General features: G+C 65.6%; 15 protein-coding genes and 1 pseudogene. 1 reads left to right on the plus strand and 15 read right to left on the minus strand.

The window, feature by feature from the left end; translation table 11 throughout:
• Positions 1–25: 25 nt before the first annotated feature.
• Positions 26–997 (plus strand): D-erythronate dehydrogenase, encoded by a 972-nt coding sequence (gene denD / locus D1F64_RS20475; protein WP_117413934.1) that lies wholly within the window; start codon positions 26–28, stop codon positions 995–997.
• On the opposite strand, the gene D1F64_RS20480 is transcribed toward denD, so the two are convergent.
• The 15 genes and pseudogenes from D1F64_RS20480 to D1F64_RS20550 all read right to left on the minus strand — a co-directional run bounded on the left by D1F64_RS20480 (position 967) and on the right by D1F64_RS20550 (position 17,155).
• On the minus strand, positions 967–2,193 hold the full coding sequence (locus tag D1F64_RS20480) for an adenylate/guanylate cyclase domain-containing protein (protein ID WP_162901685.1): 1,227 nt from the start codon (positions 2,191–2,193) through the stop codon (positions 967–969). The genes denD and D1F64_RS20480 overlap by 31 nt on opposite strands.
• Before the next feature lie 219 nt (positions 2,194–2,412).
• A complete protein-coding gene (locus tag D1F64_RS20485; protein ID WP_117413936.1) occupies positions 2,413–2,616 on the minus strand; it encodes a cold-shock protein in 204 nt (67 codons plus the stop codon).
• Between the two features lie 311 nt (positions 2,617–2,927).
• Positions 2,928–4,328, minus strand: a complete 1,401-nt coding sequence (locus D1F64_RS20490; protein ID WP_117413937.1) for a TRAP transporter large permease — start codon at positions 4,326–4,328, stop codon at positions 2,928–2,930.
• Between the two features lie 10 nt (positions 4,329–4,338).
• Positions 4,339–4,902 (minus strand): TRAP transporter small permease, encoded by a 564-nt coding sequence (locus D1F64_RS20495; protein WP_117414749.1) that lies wholly within the window; start codon positions 4,900–4,902, stop codon positions 4,339–4,341.
• 317 nt (positions 4,903–5,219) lie between these two features.
• Positions 5,220–6,224: a DctP family TRAP transporter solute-binding subunit gene (locus D1F64_RS20500; RefSeq protein WP_117413938.1), complete on the minus strand. Its 1,005-nt coding sequence runs from the start codon at positions 6,222–6,224 to the stop codon at positions 5,220–5,222.
• A 256-nt stretch (positions 6,225–6,480) separates the two neighbouring features.
• Positions 6,481–7,836, minus strand: a complete 1,356-nt coding sequence (locus tag D1F64_RS20505) for a sigma-54 dependent transcriptional regulator (RefSeq protein WP_117413939.1) — start codon at positions 7,834–7,836, stop codon at positions 6,481–6,483.
• A 42-nt stretch (positions 7,837–7,878) separates the two neighbouring features.
• Entirely contained in the window at positions 7,879–9,669 is a 1,791-nt protein-coding gene (locus D1F64_RS20510; protein WP_117413940.1) for an ATP-binding protein, read from the minus strand.
• A gap of 656 nt (positions 9,670–10,325) precedes the next feature.
• Positions 10,326–11,429 carry a molybdenum ABC transporter ATP-binding protein gene (gene modC, locus D1F64_RS20520; protein ID WP_117413942.1) on the minus strand — a complete coding sequence of 368 codons (1,104 nt, stop codon included), beginning with the start codon at positions 11,427–11,429 and terminating at the stop codon, positions 10,326–10,328.
• Positions 11,429–12,133: a molybdate ABC transporter permease subunit gene (gene modB / locus D1F64_RS20525; RefSeq protein WP_117413943.1), complete on the minus strand. Its 705-nt coding sequence runs from the start codon at positions 12,131–12,133 to the stop codon at positions 11,429–11,431. Before modB ends, modC begins: the two co-directional genes overlap by 1 nt.
• Positions 12,134–12,137: 4 nt before the next feature.
• Positions 12,138–12,932, minus strand: a complete 795-nt coding sequence (modA, locus tag D1F64_RS20530; protein WP_117413944.1) for a molybdate ABC transporter substrate-binding protein — start codon at positions 12,930–12,932, stop codon at positions 12,138–12,140.
• A 40-nt stretch (positions 12,933–12,972) separates the two neighbouring features.
• On the minus strand, positions 12,973–13,353 hold the full coding sequence (locus tag D1F64_RS20535) for a LysR family transcriptional regulator (protein WP_117413945.1): 381 nt from the start codon (positions 13,351–13,353) through the stop codon (positions 12,973–12,975).
• Positions 13,354–13,683: 330 nt separating this feature from the next.
• Positions 13,684–13,908, minus strand: a pseudogene (locus tag D1F64_RS24905) (GMC oxidoreductase); the annotation flags it as partial.
• 351 nt (positions 13,909–14,259) lie between these two features.
• A complete protein-coding gene (locus tag D1F64_RS23630; protein ID WP_162901687.1) occupies positions 14,260–14,613 on the minus strand; it encodes a hypothetical protein in 354 nt (117 codons plus the stop codon).
• A 153-nt stretch (positions 14,614–14,766) separates the two neighbouring features.
• Positions 14,767–16,365: a GMC family oxidoreductase N-terminal domain-containing protein gene (locus D1F64_RS20545; protein WP_162901748.1), complete on the minus strand. Its 1,599-nt coding sequence runs from the start codon at positions 16,363–16,365 to the stop codon at positions 14,767–14,769.
• A gap of 322 nt (positions 16,366–16,687) precedes the next feature.
• Entirely contained in the window at positions 16,688–17,155 is a 468-nt protein-coding gene (locus tag D1F64_RS20550) for an Lrp/AsnC family transcriptional regulator (protein WP_205470557.1), read from the minus strand.
• Positions 17,156–17,159 lie beyond the last annotated feature (4 nt).

Below are 17,159 nucleotides of genomic sequence, written 5' to 3' on the forward strand. Positions count from 1 at the left end.
AAGCCGCGCGGGCAGGAGAGAAAAGATGACCCACGTACTGGTGATCGGCGCGGCCGGCATGCTCGGCCGCAAGCTGGTGGAGAAGCTGACAGCCACGGGCCGCATCGCCGGCCAGGACATCACCCGGATGACCCTGGCCGACGTGGTGGCGCCGGCCGCGCCCGAGGGAATCGCGATTCCGGTGAGCTGTGTGGCCGCCGACCTGTCGGACCCGGGCGTGGCGACGGAGCTGGTGGCCCACCGCCCTGGCCACATTTTCCATCTCGCAGCCATCGTCTCCGGCGAGGCCGAGGTCGAGTTCGACAAAGGCTACCGCATCAACATGCACGGCACTCTGGCGCTGCTGGAAGCGGTGCGGCAGGCGGACTACTGTCCGCGCATCGTCTATGCGTCGTCCATCGCCGTTTTCGGGGCGCCCTTCCCCGACGCCATTCCCGACACCTTCCACACCACGCCGCTGACATCGTATGGCGCGCAGAAGGCGATCGGCGAACTGCTGCTGGCGGACTACACGCGCAAGGGGTTTTGCGACGGGATCGGCATCCGCCTGCCGACGATCGTGGTGCGGCCGGGCAAGCCCAACAAGGCGGCATCGGGCTTTTTCTCCGGCATCATCCGCGAACCGCTGGACGGCAACGTCGCCATCCTGCCGGTGCAGATGTCGGTCAAGCACTGGATGGCCAGCCCGCGCGCGGCGGTGGGCTTTCTCGAGCACGCGGCCGGGCTCGACGGCGCGGCGCTGGGCGCACGCCGCACCCTGACCATGCCGGGACTTGCGGTGACCGTCGGTGAGGAGATCGACGCGCTGCGCGAGATCGCAGGCCAGGAGCACGTGGATCTGATCCGCTTCCAGCCCGACGAGGCGATCGCGCGCATCGTCGCAGGCTGGCCGCGCGCCTTCGACGCAGCAAGGGCCACCGAACTGGGGTTTGTGGCCGACGAGAGTTTCCTCGCGATCGTCCGCGCCTACATCGAGGACGAGCGCATCCGGATCTGAGGCGCCTCCAGTTCCGCCTGCGTATGGCCCCGGTCGATGACATGGGCGATATGCAGGCCGCTGAGACCCTTCAGGGAGACCTCGCCCAGCGACCGTGTCTTGCCGCCCCAGGCCTCGTTGAATGCGGACGAGCAGACGATCCACTGCGGCATGCCCTTGGCCAGGAGCTCCAGCCTCGAGACCAGATTGACGGTGGTGCCGACGACGGTGAAATCGAGGCGCTCGCGGCTGCCGACATTGCCGTAGACCACCGGGCCGATGTGCAGCGCGGCGGCGAAACAGTTCGGCAGGGCGCCCGCCAGCACGCCGGCGGCGGCACGCGCGCATTCCGAACGCAGGGTCTCGTCGGCCAGCCGGATGGCCGCCACGGCCGCCTCGCAGGCCGCCCGCGCCGTGACGTCCTCGGTGATCGGAAAGATCGCCAGGACCCCGTCGCCGAGGAATTTGAGCACCTCGCCGCCGTGAGCATGCACGGCGCTGACGACCGCCTCGAAATAGGTGTCCAGCATGTCCAGCAAGGTGGCTTCGGGCAGCGTATCGGCCAGTTCCGTGAAGCCGCGCAAATCCGTGAACAGCACAACCGCGTCGATATGCACGGTGTCGCCGCGCTGGATGGCGCCAGACAGAATGCGTTCCGCCGGCTCGCGTCCGAGATAGGTGCTGAGGATCGAGCGGGTGTTGTAGCGCATCGCCGTCGGCTCGAGCGCCGCGGCGATGGCGTGGCGCAGGCTGGTCATCGCGTCAAGCTGCGCGCCGTCCAGCAGGGCGTCCATGACGAAGGCGGCGACCTGGATGGTGCCGTCGCCGTATTCCAGCGGCACGGCGAGATAGTCGGCCCCGCCGAGAGCCCGCATCTCGAACAGCGTCTCGTGATCGTCGTTTGTCAGCGTGTCCAGCGTGCGGCGATAGGGGCCGTGGCTGACGGTCACGACATGAAACGGGCTGCCTATGAAGGAGTCGGTCTTGAGAACGCTGCGCTCGATCGAAAAGGACTCGACCTTGCCGAGATGCCAGACGATGCCCCAGGCCACATGCAGGGGACTGGACACCCTCTGGCCGATGCGCAGGCGGATGAGCGGGATGCCGGCTTTGATCAGCCGTTCGCAAAGATCGGAGACGATCGCTTGCGGAGAATCCAGCAGCCGCGCATCGCGGATCAGCCAGGTTTCGATATCGTGCAACAAGGGCGCTGCCAAGGGAGCCTCTGAAATGTCATGGGTGGCGCAGCATAGCGTAGCCAGCGAAGGAAAAAGATGGAGAAAATCGTCCGCAGACATTGGCGGACGCCCGATTTGGGGTCTGGAGGCGGCGAAAACAAGGCTTGCGCGGCGATAAGCCGGCGGCAGACGCAAAAACGCCGCCGCCGACGGGTGTCGGAAGCGGCGCTCGGCATCACGAAGCTGCAGGGGCGCGGATTAGACCAGCGCCAGATCCTGCGCCGTGAGACGGCCATCACAGTTCTCGCGTTCGTAAAACACCACCTGGCCTTCGCTGAGCGAGGGCAGGCCGGCTTTCTCGACCGCGCTGATATGGACGAAGACGTCCTGGCCGCCATTATCAGGCTGAATAAATCCAAAACCCTTGGATTTATCGAACCACTTCACATTTCCATTTTCCATGATTTTTTTCCTTTTTTTCATGAAATAACAAGGCGGACCCACGACTTAAAAGAAGCGGTCAACGCCGAATATATGCATTCATAAGAAGAACGCGCGGCCAAGCAATCTGCGGGCCGCGATACATCGGCAAACGCCGGGTCTGAACCTATATGGCGTATGCATGTGACGATATCAAGACAACACTAACAATAAGAGATTAACGTTTCGTTCACCAAAACGGCGCGCGCGTGCCGGATTGCGGGCGTAAAAAAACGGATGCCGGGTCGCCCCGGCATCCGTCGCATTGCGCCAGTCCCTGCGTGTTGCCGGCCTTACCGGGTGACGATCTCCGGCCCCATCAGCGCATAGGGCAGCGTGGTGGACAGCCAGGGCACATAGGTCACCAGGATCAGGAACAGGAACAGGATCGCCACGAAGGGCGCCGCCGCCCGCACCACCTGGAGCAGCGACATGCCGGTGATGCCGGAGGTCACGAACAGGTTGAGCCCGATCGGCGGGGTGATCATGCCGATCTCCATGTTGACCACCATGATGATGCCCAGATGGATCGGATCGACGCCCAGTTGCATGCCGATGGGAAACACCACCGGCGCCACGATCAGCAGCAGGCCCGAAGGCTCCATGAACTGACCACCGAGCAGCAGCAGCAGGTTCACCGCGATCAGGAAGGTGAACCAGGTGAAGCCGGCGCCCAGCATCCAGTCGGTGATCGCCTGCGGGATGCGCTCGGACGTCAGCACGTGCGCGAAAAGCAGCGCGTTGACGATGATGAACATCAGCATGATCGTCGTCTTGGACGCATCCACCAGCACCTTGCGCGTGTCGGGATGCAGGCAGCCGGGCAGGAACTTGACCACCGTCAGCCAGAGGTTGCGCAGCACGGCGGTGCCCAGCGGCTCGTCCTCGTAGCGCATCGGCACGTCTTTCAGCGGCCCCATGTCGCGATACACGAAGATGGAAATGGCAAACGCGTAGACGGCGGCGACGGCGGCGGCTTCCGTGGGCGTGAAGATGCCGCCATAGATGCCGCCCAGGATAATGATAATCAGGAACAGGCCCCAGCCCGCCTCGCGCGCCGATGACGCGATCTCGCGGAAACCGACGAAGGGCTGCTTGGGCATATTCTTGATGCGCGCATAGACGTAAATCGCGCTCATCAGCATCAGCCCGGCGACGATGCCGGGGACGACGCCCGCCAGGAACATCCGGCCGACGGACACGTCGGTGGCGGCCGCATAGACCACCATGACGATGGACGGCGGAATGAGAATGCCCAGGGTCCCCGCGTTGGCGATGACGCCGGCGGCGAATTCCTTGGTGTAGCCGACCTCGCGCATGCCGGCGATGGCGATGGTGCCGATGGCGACCACGGTCGCCGGCGAGGAGCCGGACAGGGCGGCAAACAGCATGCAGGAGAACACCGCCGCGATCGCCAGCCCGCCGCGCACATGGCCGACAGAGGAAACCGCGAAGCGGATGATGCGCTTCGCAACGCCGCCCGTCGACATGAAGGCGGAGGCGAGAATGAAGAAGGGGATCGCCAGCAGGGTGTAGTTCTGCGAGGCGGTGAACAGTTGCAGCGCCACCGACGACAGCGAGTCATTGGAGAAGAAGGCGATGGCGAGCACGCTCGACAGGCCGAGCGAGATGGCAATGGGCACGCCGAGAAACAGCAGCGTGAGCACCATGACGAAGAGGACTGCGGCTTCCATGGTGTTTTCCTCAGTCCTTCAACACGTCTTTGTTTTCGGCAACGAGATCTTCCGCCTCATGGGCGGCAATCATCATCTCGCGTTCGCCGGTATGGATCGCCCAGGCCGCCTGCAGGCAGCGATAGGCGAACAGGGCGAGGCCCACCGGAAGGATGAGATAGGCGATCCAGCGCTGCACCCGTTCCTGAGTGCCGAACAGCTCCTGGATCAGGTCGGGATAGCGCAGGTCGTCGAGACCGATGCCGATCTTGAACATCTTGGACCAGTAGTCGACCGCGCCGCCGCGCGTGCCGATGCCCAGATATTGCAGCCAGTCGCTGTAGATCAGGATCACCGCGTAGGCGACGCCGCAGAGCGCGCCGAAGATGGCGATCGCGTGAAAGAGAGGCTTGGGAAACAGCCGGATGGCGGCGTCCACGCCCAGATGCGAGCCGATCTTCACCCCGTAACTCATGCCGAACAGGATCATCCAGGCGAACAGGATGCGGGTGAACTCGAGCGCCCCGCCCCAGCCGGAGTTGAAGCCGTAGCGCGCGACCACCTGCGTGAAGGAAACGATCGTCATCGCAGCCATCAGGATGGCGAGGACATTTTCCTCGAAATTGCGCACGCCGTCCGGCCAGCGCCGCTCGGCAAGGAACAGGATCGCCACGATAGCGACCAAGGAGACGATCGGCGTGACGGCGGCCGCATAGACGGCCACAATCGCCAGCGCGGCAATCGCAATGAGAGTGAAATTTCGCGCGAACACGGCTTCCCCCGAACTGCCCGGATCCGATGGATCCGCCGCCCCGTCCTCGCAGACGCCTCATGCGAGGACATCTGCGGACAGGGGTGCGGGAGAGGCCGGACCCGGCCCCTCCCCGTTCATTGTCAGGCTGGTGCAGACGCTTAGCTGCCGTTGGCGGCCATGGCGGCATCGATCACGTCGGTGCCGATGTCGTCCTGGAACTTCTCCCAGACCGGCTTCATGGCGGACACCCACTTGGCGCGCTGCTCGGGCGTCAGTTCGCGGATCACCGAACCGGCATCCAGAATGTTCTGGCGGTTGGCCGCTTCCTGAGCCGCGACATTGGCGTTCGCCGTATCGGTGACCTCAGAGGCGATCTTCAGGAACTGGTCGCGCACGGCCGGCTCCAGGCCGTTCAGCCACTCATCCGAGGTGACGAGCAGGTAGGCGAGCACCTGGTGGTTGGTCTCGGTGATGCCGTCCTGAACCTCGAAGAACTTCTGCGTGTAGATGTTGGACCAGGAGTTCTCCTGGCCGTCGACAACGCCGGTCTGCAGGGCGCCGTAGACTTCCTTGAAGGCGAGCTTCTGGGCGTTGGCGCCCATCGCCTCGATCATGGCCACGGCCACGTCGGAGGTCTGCACGCGGAACTTCAGGCCATTGGCGTCAGACGGCACCAGCAGCGGCTTGTTTGCCGAGAACTGCTTGAGACCGGAGAGCCAGTAGCCCAGGCCGACGTAGCCGACATCGGAGATCGAGGTCAGCAGTTCCTTGCCCTTTTCAGAGTTGCCGAAGGCGCCAACCGCGTCGAGGTTGGAGAACAGGAACGGCAGATCGAACAGGCGGAACTTCTTGGTGTAGGCCTCGAACTTCGACAGCGAGGGGGCCGCGAGCTGGACGTCGCCCAGCAGCAGGGCTTCCATCACCTTGTCGTCGTCAAACAGCTGCGAGTTGGGGAACACCTGCATGCAGGCGGTTCCGTCCATCTCCTTGTTGACGCGCTCGGACAGCAGCGTTGCGGCATCGCCCTTCGGGTGACCCGTGGCGGCGACGACGTGGCTGAACTTGATGACCATTTCGCCATCGTCGCAGCCTTCGCTGGCGAGAGCCGGAGCTGCAAAGGCGAAGGTGGCGGCCGTTGCGGCCACCAGAGCAAATTTCTTCATGAGATGTCCTCCCAGACATTGGCATACGCCGACAGTCGCCGGCGAGATTTGTACGGCATCAACAGGACTGCAACCCGCGTGCCAGATGCGCGATCTTAGTAAATATGGCGCAAATAGGCCAGAGACGCGCATGACTTCCCCAGCGGCACGTCCGGAAGACCCCTTATGATGGGCGTGAATCGCAACATGAAACCGCGCCCATGTGTCGGAATCGACCCATTGAGGGCGTCGGAGCCGTGCGGACAGCGCCGCCGCCTCAGAAATCGGCCTCGGCGACATCCCTGGCCAGACCGTACTTCTTCATCTTCTCATAGAGCGCCTTGCGCGACAGGCCGAGCGTTTCGTAGGTGGCCTTGATGCTGCCGCCCTGGCGTTTCAGCTCGGCCGCGATCAGCGCCTTCTCAAAGTCACCGACACGGGTGGAAAGCAGCGCCTCGCCGTCGCCCGCCGGCGCCGCGAGGCCGCCCGCCTCCCCCCCGGTTCCAAGCCCGAGCACGAAGCGGTCGACCACGTTGCGCAGCTCGCGCACGTTGCCCGGCCAGTCGCGGTTCATCAGCCCGGCCAGCATCTCCGGCTCCAGATCCGGGATCTCGCGGCGATAGCGCGCCCGCGCCTCACGCGCCAGATGGTGAAACAGCAGCGGGATGTCCTCGCGCCGGTCGCGCAGGGGCGGAATGGCGACCGTCACCACATTGAGGCGGTAATAGAGATCCTGGCGAAAGCGGTGTTCCTCGCTGGCCTTTTCCAGATCGTCCTTGGTGGCGGCGATGAACCGCACATCGAGCGCGATCTCCTTGTTGGAGCCGAGCCGGACGATGGAGCGCGTCTCGATCACGCGCAGCAGCTTGACCTGCAATTCGAGCGGCATGGATTCGATTTCGTCGAGAAACACCGTGCCGCCGTTGGCGTGCTCCAGCTTGCCGATGCGCTGGCGGGTGGCGCCGGTAAACGCGCCCTGCTCGTGGCCGAACAGCTCGGACTCGATGATGTCGGCGGGCAGCGCGCCGCAGTTGAGCGCCACGAAGGGGCCCGACTTGCGTCCCCCCTCGTCGTGCAGGGCGCGCGCGACGACCTCCTTGCCCGAACCGGTTTCCCCCAGAATCAGCACATCGGCGTCGGTATCGGCGAGCGCATGCACGGTGGCGCGCAGCCGTTCGATGACGCCTGAGCGGCCGACGAGACGCGCGGCCAGGCTGGCGCTGTCGCCCAATTGCTCCCTCAGAACCCGGTTTTCCAGCACCAGGCGGCGCTGATGCAGCGCCCGCTCGATGGCCGCCGTCAGCCGCGCCACCGCGAAGGGCTTTTCCATGAAATCGTAGGCGCCGCCGCGCATCGCCTCGACCGCCAGCGGCACATCGCCGTGGCCGGTGATCAATATGACGGGAAGCGCGGGATCGATATCCAGCGCCGTCTTCATCAGCGCGAAGCCGTCGGTGCCCGGCATGCGGATGTCGGTGACCAGCACGCCGTAGAAATTGCGCGCCAGCTTGCCGGTCACCTCCTCGGCGGAAGCGAAGGCCAGCACATCGTGGCCGGCGAGCTCCAGCCCCTGGGCCAGCGCCTCACGCAATTCGTCCTCGTCGTCGACAAACAGAACCGTCGCCTGATCCATGCAATTCCCACTTCATCATTCGGTTCGGCGCGATCGCGCGCGCTATTCGGCCGCGGCCGCGCGGGCTCGGGCGCGCGGCAGACGGATGCAGAACACCGTCTCGCCGCTCTCGCCGTCCTCGAGCACGATCTGGCCGCCAAAGTCGCGGATGATCTTGTCGGCGATCGAGAGCCCCAGGCCAAGCCCCTTGCCGACATCCTTGGTGGTAAAGAACGGATCAAAGATCTGATCGCGGGTCGCCGCGTCGACGCCGGTGCCATTGTCGGCGACCCGGATGATCACCTCGCCGTCGTCCGCCTGCGCCTGGATGTCGACCCGCGGATAGGCGATGCCCTCCACCGCGTCGAGCGCATTGCCCACGAGATTCATCACCACCTGCTCAAGCCGGATATGGTCGCCGATGGCCGCGAGATCCGCCCCCGGCCGATTGAAGCGCACCTCGGCATCGCTGCGTTTGATGCGCGGCGACAGCAGCATCAGGGCCTCGTCGATCACCGGACCGACCGGGACCGGCTGCACGTCCTTGCCCGGCTTGCGCGCGAACCCCTTCAGGGTGCCCGAGATCCTGGCCATCCGATCCACCATGCCGGCGATCTTGCGCAAGCTTTCGCCCGCGGCGTCCGCGCGGCCGCGCTGCAGCAGGATTTCCGCGTTGTCGGCATGCGAGCGGATGATCGCCAGCGGCTGGTTGAACTCGTGGCTGAGCGCCGCCGACATCTGGCCGAGCGTCGCCAGCTTCGCCGTCTGCACAAGGTCGTCCTGGGCGCGCCGCAACGCGGCCTCCGTTGCCTGCCGCTCGGCGACCTCGCGCGCCAGCCGCGCGTTGGCCTTTGTCAGATCCCGGGTGCGGTCACGCACGCGGCGCTCCAGCCTCAGCGCGGAGGCGCGCTGGCTGCGCATGTGGCGCACGAATTGCCGCCGCCGCTCCAGAAGCGCCCAGACGACGCCCGAGGCGATCACGCAGAGCAGGATCGCGACGGCTGTTGCGGTCGCCGCCTCGCGGCTCGCCGCCGTCGCGTCGGCGAAGACCGCGACCGACCAGCCGAGCACGGCAAGGGGCTTTTCCGCGCGCAGATAAAGCCGGCGTCCGTCGGCCACCGGCAGACTGTGCAGCTTGCGCGCACCGCGGATCACCGGCTCTGCCCACAGATTGTCGTCGCCGGCGCGCGTGCTGCCGCCCGCCAGCCGCAGCCCCCGCCACGCGGCGCGGTTGCTGGCGACAATGCGTCCGGTGCGATCCAGCGCCATCACCGGATCGCGGGCCAGCGCCCAGGCCTGCTCCACCCGCTCCAGCGCGACACGGGCGGCGACGACGCCGACGATCCGCCGCTCAAAGCGCACCGGCGCGGCGAACACATAGCTTGCCGGCTGGCCGGGACTGGTGACAAGCAACTGGCGCCCCAGCCGCCCCTGCCGCGCCTGATTGACGGCCTGGACGATCTCCTCGTCAAACGCGTTGCCGGTGGCCTCGAAATCCGAGGACGCGATGAGCCGGCCGGCGGCATCGAGAATGCGAACCTCTTCCGCGCCCGTCATGCCCGCCGCGCTCACCGCGATCTGCTGGCCCGCTTCGCGGTCCCCCGCGCGCACCAGCGCCACCAGATCGGGGCGCCGCGCCAGGATCGGCGGAAGAATGCGGTATTTGTCGAGCAGACTGTCGAGCGCGGCGGATTGCAGCTCCAGCGTCGCCTGCGCCCGCGTGCCGATCTCGTTGAGAAACAACCGCTCGGCGACATGCGCGGTGGCCCAGGCGACCAGCAGGGTCACGATCAGGCAACCGGCCAGAACCAGCGATATCAGCCGCCGCGCGGCGAGGCGATGAAACAGTCTCATGGCCGCAATATACCCCAGCCGTGCCGTAAGCTCTCGGGGAATTGCACCGAGGTTCGGGTTGCGGGCGGACGCCCTGCGAGGCGCGGCCGCGGACAGATCCAACCTGAAGGGTCCGCTCGAGGCGTCCAAAATCCGCCGCGCGGAACCGTCACCCGCCGGCTATGTACCGCAAGTCACTCCCCGGTGTCTCACAACCATATCAGACGTCCTCACTTCCCGCAGGACGTCCGCCCGGATGGCTCGCAGCCGCTGTGCACAATCTTGCAGTCTGCGCCCTTGAATTTCTTGCAGCCGCGCATGGCGCGGGCTTGCGCGTGCCGGATCGAATCCTTGTTCCAGGCCCACCCGCAATGCTCGCGATCCGCGCTGTAGGCGAAAGCGTGATATCCAATCCGAATAGATTTATCATTCACCCGCTTCGCACACACGGACCGCGACAACTCCGATGCGGATGTAGTTTTCGCCTCAGAAAAACAAAAAACCATTGCAGCCAAGAATAGAAATGAAAATCGAAAGATCATGACGCACCTATAGTTTGTTTTCATAAAAATACATTTGATATGCACGATACAAAATAATTTTGGCATGTCAATATTGACGAGTGGCGGATGACACTCACCGAAAAAGGGATCTGACGGGCGGCGCGCTGGCGGTCCCTAAAGCGGCGCAGCCTCGCCGCCCGCGATCACCAGCGGCCGGTCGACCGCGATGCTCTTGACCAGCGCCTGAACCCGCAGCCCCGGCGCGAGACCCAGCTCGACGACGGAAGCGCGGGTCAGCCGGGCGCGCAGCCGCTGCTCGCCGAGCGCGCAGAGCACCTCGGCATAGGGGCCCGTCTCCTCGGTGATCTCGATGATCTCGACGTCCAGCATGTTGCGGATGCTGAGACCGGCGGGCTTTTCCAGCGCGATCGCCACGTCGCGGGCGCGGATGCGCAGCCGCACCCGGTCACCAACGTCCGCCTTCAGCGCCGGCACCTCGAGCCGCCGCCCCTCGATATCGAGATGATGCAGCCCCCAGCGCGCATCAAAGCCCGAGATCACGCCCTCGAGCACGCCGCCGGCTTCGTGCCGCCCCGTGGCGGGTCCCAGATCCAGCCGGGTCATGATCTCGGCCAGAGGGCCGCTGGCCATGATGCGGCCGCCCGAGACAATCACCAGGGTTTCGGCCAGCCGCGCCACCTCGTCCAGCGCATGGCTGACATAGACAATGGGAATGCCTGCCTCGCGCCTGAGCCGGTCGAGATAGGGCAGGATCTCCGCCTTGCGCGCCTGATCGAGCGAGGCAAGCGGCTCGTCCATCAACAGCACGCGCGGGTCGGCCAGCAGCGCCCTGCCGATGGCCACCCGCTGGCGCTCGCCACCCGACAGCCGCCCCGGCCGCCTCTCGAGCAGGGGTGCGATGGCCAGAAGCTCAACCACCTCATCGAGCGGCCGTGTGCCGCGCCGGCGCCCCGCCCAATGGGCGAAGGTGAGATTCTGGCGCACGGTGAGATGCGGAAACAGCCGGCTTTCCTGGAACACATGGCCCAGCCGCCGCTTGCCGACCGGCACGTTGATACGGCGCGCGCTGTCGAACAGCACCTGGCCGTCGAGCTCGATGCGGCCCTCGTCCGGCGTCACCAGACCGGCGATCATGTTGACGATCGTCGTCTTGCCGGAGCCGGACTGGCCGAACAGCGCGCTGACGGCCGCATCGGTCTGAAACCGCGCGTCGATGTCGAAAGTCCCCAGCCGCTTGCGGATATCCACCGACAGCATCACTCACCCCTCAGCCGGTTGGCGAAGCGCCGTGAGACGGCTTCGGACGCCAGGATCGCGGCGAAGGCGATGACGGCGGCGACCAGCGTCAGCCTGAGCGCCGCGAGATCGCCGTCCGGCGTCTGGGTGAAGGTGTAAAGCGCCAGCGACAGGGTACGGGTCTCGCCGGGGATGTTGGAGACGAAGGTGATGGTGGCGCCGAATTCGCCCATGGCCTTGGCGAAGCCGAGAATGGCGGCCGCCAGAATGCCAGGCATGGCCAGCGGCAGGGTGACGACGGCAAAGCTGACGATGCGCGCGGCACCCAGCGTCGAGGCGGCCTCCTCGAGCTTGGGATCCACCGCCTCGATCGCCAGCCTTATGGGGCGCACCATCAGCGGAAACGCCATGACGCCGGCGGCCAGCGCCGCGCCCGTCCAGCGGAAGGCGAAGGAGACGCCGAAGACCTCGTAGAGAAAGGCGCCGATGGCGCCCTGGCGGCCAAAGAGGATCAGCAGCACGTAACCGGTGACCACCGGCGGCATGACCAGCGGCAGATGCACGAGGCCATTGAGGATCGCGCGGCCGGGGAACCGCCAGCGCGCCAGCGCATAGGCAACGAACACCGCCAGCGGCAGCGCGACGAGCAGCGCCGTGCCGGAGACCTTCAGCGTCAGGCCGATGGCCTCGAGCTCCGCGTCGGTCAGTGAGCCCCCCGGCAGCATGCGGCTAGTCCACGGGCTTCAGGCCGGCGTCGGCGAAGGCTTCGCGCGCGCCGGGGGACAGGAGAAAGGCGACGAAATCCAACGCGAAATCCTTGTGTTGCGAGGCCGCCACGGGAGCGGCGGGATAGGCGATCGGCGCATGGGTGGTGTCCGCAAATTGGGCGACCACGGCGACATCGGGCTCGATCGCCGCGTCCGAGCCGTAGACCACGCCGAGCGGCGCCTCACCGCGCGCCACCAGCGCCAGGGCCACGCGCACGTTGTCGCCGCGCGCAAGATGGTCCGCAACGCGCGGCCACAGGCCGGTGGCCTGCAGCGCGGATTGCGCATAACGGCCCGCGGGCACGTGATCCGGATCGCCCAGCGACAACCGGCCGTCGCCCAGCCGCGCCATCACCGCCTCGGCGCTTGCCAGATCGAGCGGCTCGGCCCGGTCCCTGGGAGCCACGACGACCAGCGTGTTGCCGGCAACAATGACCCGGCAGGAGGCATCGATCAATCCGCGCTGCTCGAGATAATCCATCCAGTCCACATTGGCCGAGACATAGACGTCGGCCGGAGCGCCCGCCTCGATCTGCCGCGCCAGCGCCGAGCTTGCGGCGAAGGAAAAGACGAAGCTCGTCCCCGTCTTCGCTTGATAGCGCGCGCCGATGTCCTCCATGGCGTTCTTCAGGCTGGCGGCGGCGAAGACCACCGGCGTCTCGGCCGCGTGCGCGCTCATGCTCGCGGCAAGCGTGCAGGCGGCGGCGGCCGCGCCCACCAGCAGGGCGCGGATCAGGGGACGGACACAGAATTTCATGAGGACTCCGGCACGATATGTTTCATCAGACATATCGACCCTATTTTTCCTCCCCCGCACCGTCAAGCGGTGATTTGACAGCGCCCTGAAGCACCGAGAGGTCCGCACCGCCCGCCTCCAGCATCACCGCCTCGATGCGGCGAAACCGCTCCAGAAGCTCATGTCCAAGCGGCGTCAGCCGCGCGCCGCCGCCACCGCCCGCACCGCCCTTCTCGGTGGTCACCAGCGGCTCTGCGAAATCGCGGTTGAGCGCGCCGACGAGGTTCCAGGCGCGCTTGTAACTCATACCCAGGCGGCTTCCGGCGGCGCGAATGGAGCCGGTCTCGGCAAGGCCTTGCAGCAGGTCCGCCTTGCCCGGCCCGAAGGCCACGCCCGGCGCCAGCACGATGCGAAGGCGGCATTTGGGAAACGAGGGTGTCATGCAGGCAAAGTGATGTGCGCGGCGGAGATGGTCAAGCGGACGTTCGGCCCGGGATGACGCGTCCCGGGTCTGCAAAGCGGCACTGCGCGCCGGGGATAACCATCGTAAGAGAATGCCTGCAGGTCCCCGCAGTCGTCATTGCCCGGCGAAGCCCGGGCAATCCACTCTCCTCCCCGTTTCGTGAGGATCTTGCGATTTCGCTCTGAGCGCTGGCTCAGTGTCGATCCGTGGGCCTGAAGGCTTTAGCACCCAGAGTGGATCACCCGGACTTCGCCGGGTGATGACGCCGGAGGGTATAGCGCTCGGGCGATAACACGCGGCATCTTGCCCTCGCCGGTCCTCGATGATCATGGCCGCCGCCTTTTCGGCGATCATGATGGTGGGGGAATTGGTGTTGCCCGAGGTGATCGTCGGCATCACGGAGGCGTCAACGACGCGCCGGCTGGAGAGCCCGCGCAGCCTCAAGCCGCTGTCGACCACGGCCATGGGATCATCGCCCATCTTGCAGATGCCGACGGGGTGGAAGATCGTCGCGCCGATGTCGCCGGCGGTGCGGATGGAGCCGGTTTCGGCGGCGGCCTGCAGCAGGTCGGCCTTGCCCGGGCCGAAGGCGAGGATGCGGGCGCGCGGGACACCGGTCAAGCACCCGCGCGCCGGTCGCTCCAGGCCCTCCACGACGGCCCCGGACCTCCAGCCGCCATCGCAGGCCGGCAATGACATTCGTTTCCGAGCCGCCGCATTACGTGCCGCATCCCCGTTGAAGGGTGCGGCCACGGTTCAGACAGAGGACCATCGTCGGCACTTGCCCGACCCTCGTTCCACCCGCAGGCAAGCCGTTCCATCCACGGCGAGACAAGAGGCGAGCGCTTTCAAGGCCAGACCGGACGATTGCCCGGGATCGGGGGCCTATCGCCACACCTTGTAGCCAAGACTTGTCCGGTAGCGGCCGTCTGATTTTTTCGAGAAGGTAAAGCAATTCCAGGTTTGATTTCGGATTCTGCTGGAAAGATTGGTGCAAAATTTGTTCTGTTTGAAACGCCACTGGCCGGTGAACTTTTTCCCCTTGGCAGTGTAGGAAATACTTCCGTTGTTGTGGTACGTTATTTTTCCAGAAAACGCCCCGCTATAATTCAAGGACCTGCCTAGTATTTCTTTCTTTATCTGGTCGGCAGTCATTGTTTCGGCGGAAGACGCGCCAGTCTGAGCTATTACAGAAAGCGCCGCTACGGCTAGCGAAATAATAAACAACTTCTTTGTCAAAGCCATATCCCCCTTTATCAATTTAATCTCTGTACTCCAACATGAGCATACCAGCACCGGCTCAGCAACCCCTTGGGGAAACGCCGTTATCGGGCACGATAAACCCGGACAACCGAGGGTCCGTCCCGGGGAATACATGTTCTGCCCCGCGCGCTATCCCCTGCGGTCCTCGATGATCATGGCGGCGGCCTTTTCGGCGATCATGATGGTGGGGGAATTGGTGTTGCCGGAGGTGATCGTCGGCATCACCGAGGCGTCGACGACGCGCAGGCCCGCGAGCCCGTGCAAGCGGAGCCGGCTGTCGACCACGGCCATGGGATCGTCGCCCATCTTGCAGGTGCCGACGGGGTGAAAGATCGTCGTACCGATGTCGCCGGCGGCCCTGGCCAGATCCTCGTCCGATTCAACCGACGGTCCCGGCAGATGCTCCTGCGGCGCGTGTTTCGCCATGGCGGGCGCACCCATGATCTTGCGCGTGAGCCGGATGGAATCGGCCGCAACCCGCCGGTCGCCGGCAGTGGCGAGATAGTTGGGGCGGATCTCCGGGTGCGCATGGGGATCGCTTGAGCCGATGTGCACGCCGCCGCGGCTTTCGGGCCGCAGGTTGCACACGCTGGCGGTGATCGCGGGAAAGGCGTGCAGCGGATCGCCGAACTTGTCGAGCGACAGCGGCTGCACGTGATATTCCACGTTGGCGCTCTCCTGCGTCTCATCGGTCCTGGCGAAGACGCCGAGCTGGCTCGGCGCCATGGACATGGGGCCGGAGCGGTTGAGCGCATATTCCAGCGCGATCTTCGCCTTGCCGAACAATGTACCGGCGCGCTGGTTCAGCGTCACCGCGTTCTGCACCTTGTAGATGGTGCGGATCTGCAAATGGTCCTGCAGGTTCTCGCCGACGCCCGGCAGCGCGTGGGTGACATTGATTCCGTGTTGCTTGAGCCGCGCCGGATCGCCGATGCCGGAGAGTTCCAGGAGCTGCGGCGAGCCGATGGCGCCGCTGGAGACGATGACTTCGCCCTCGCAGCGCGCGACCGCGTCCTCGCTGCGCAGCTTCAGCGACACGCCCGCCGCGCGGCCCTCCTCAATGATCAGGCTCTGCGCCTGGGCATGGGTGACGACGCGCAGATTGGGCCGGTTCTTTGCCGGCTTCAGAAACGCCTTGGCGGTGTTCCAGCGCACGCCGCGGCGCTGGTTGACCTGAAAGTAGCTGGAGCCGAAATTGTCGCCGGAATTGAAATCGTCCGTGCGCGGAATGCCCACCTCGGCGCAAGCCTCGCGGAACGTGTCCAGCACATCCCACGACAGCCGCTGCTCCTCGACCCGCCACTCGCCGCCGCGCGCGTGGCAAGCGTCGTCCCAGCGGTAGTGATCCTCGGACTTGCGGAAATAGGGCAGCACGTCGTCCCAGCTCCAGCCGGCATTGCCGAGCTGGCGCCAGTGGTCGTAGTCGCGCGCCTGGCCGCGCATGTAGATCATGCCGTTGATCGAAGAGCAGCCGCCGAGCACCCGGCCGCGCGGATACATCAGGGCGCGGCCGTTGAGCCCCGGCTCGGGCTGGGTGTGAAACCCCCAGTCGGTACGCGGGTTGCCCATGCAATAGAGATAGCCGACGGGAATGTGGATCCAGATGTAGTTGTCGCGCCCGCCCGCCTCCAGCAGCAAGACCTTGACCGACGGGTCGGCGGAGAGCCGGTTGGCCAGCACGCAGCCGGCGGATCCCGCGCCGACGATGATGTAGTCCCAGCTGCCCAGATCCCGCACCGTTCACTCCCCTGCCGTCCGCTTTGCGCGGATCGTTTCACGCGCACGATGCCCGCACGCACGGGGAAAGACAAGCATGGCGCCTGCACAACCGCTTTGCGCGGGGTGATGAGCCGTGGGGAATAGCGGATGGACGTTTGTGGCCCCTGCCTTCTCCCCTCGGGGAGAAGGTGGCCCGCCAGGGCCGGATGAGGGGGCGTGTCGTCCGAGCGGATCGCAGCCCCCCCTCACCCTGACCCTCTCCCCGGCGGGGAGAGGGAACGAATACGGCGGGCTCGCGGAGCGGTCTCTGCTCGCGCAGTGTGTCCTTGCCTCACCCCAGCGGCAGGGCGTTGTCGTCGCGGATGGTTTCCAAAACCACCGAGGAATGCACGTTCTGCACCGCCTCATGGGCCAGCAGATCGTCGTTGATGACGCGGGCCAGGGTCTTGAGATCCGCAACCGTGATCTTGATCAGATAGTCCATCTCGCCGGTGAGCGCATGCGCCTCCTGGACGCTGTCCATGGCCTGGATGAGATCGCGGAAGCGGCGGGAGTTGTTGCGCGAGTGCGCATTCAGCGTCACGCCGATGAAGGCGGTGACCATCAGCCCCAGGGCGTCAGACGAGAGTTCGGCGCGGATGCGGCGGATGATGCCGTCGGCCTCCAGCCGCGCCCGGCGGCGCGAGACCTGGGAGGCGGACAGGCCGATGCGCTCGCCCACCTGCTGGTTGGTGAGCGCCGCATCGCGTTGAAGCAATGCAAGCAGTTTGATGTCAAAACCGTCGAGAGAGGCAATCATGTGC

The sequence above is a fragment of the Breoghania sp. L-A4 genome (assembly GCF_003432385.1).
Classification (GTDB): Bacteria; Pseudomonadota; Alphaproteobacteria; order Rhizobiales; family Stappiaceae; genus Breoghania.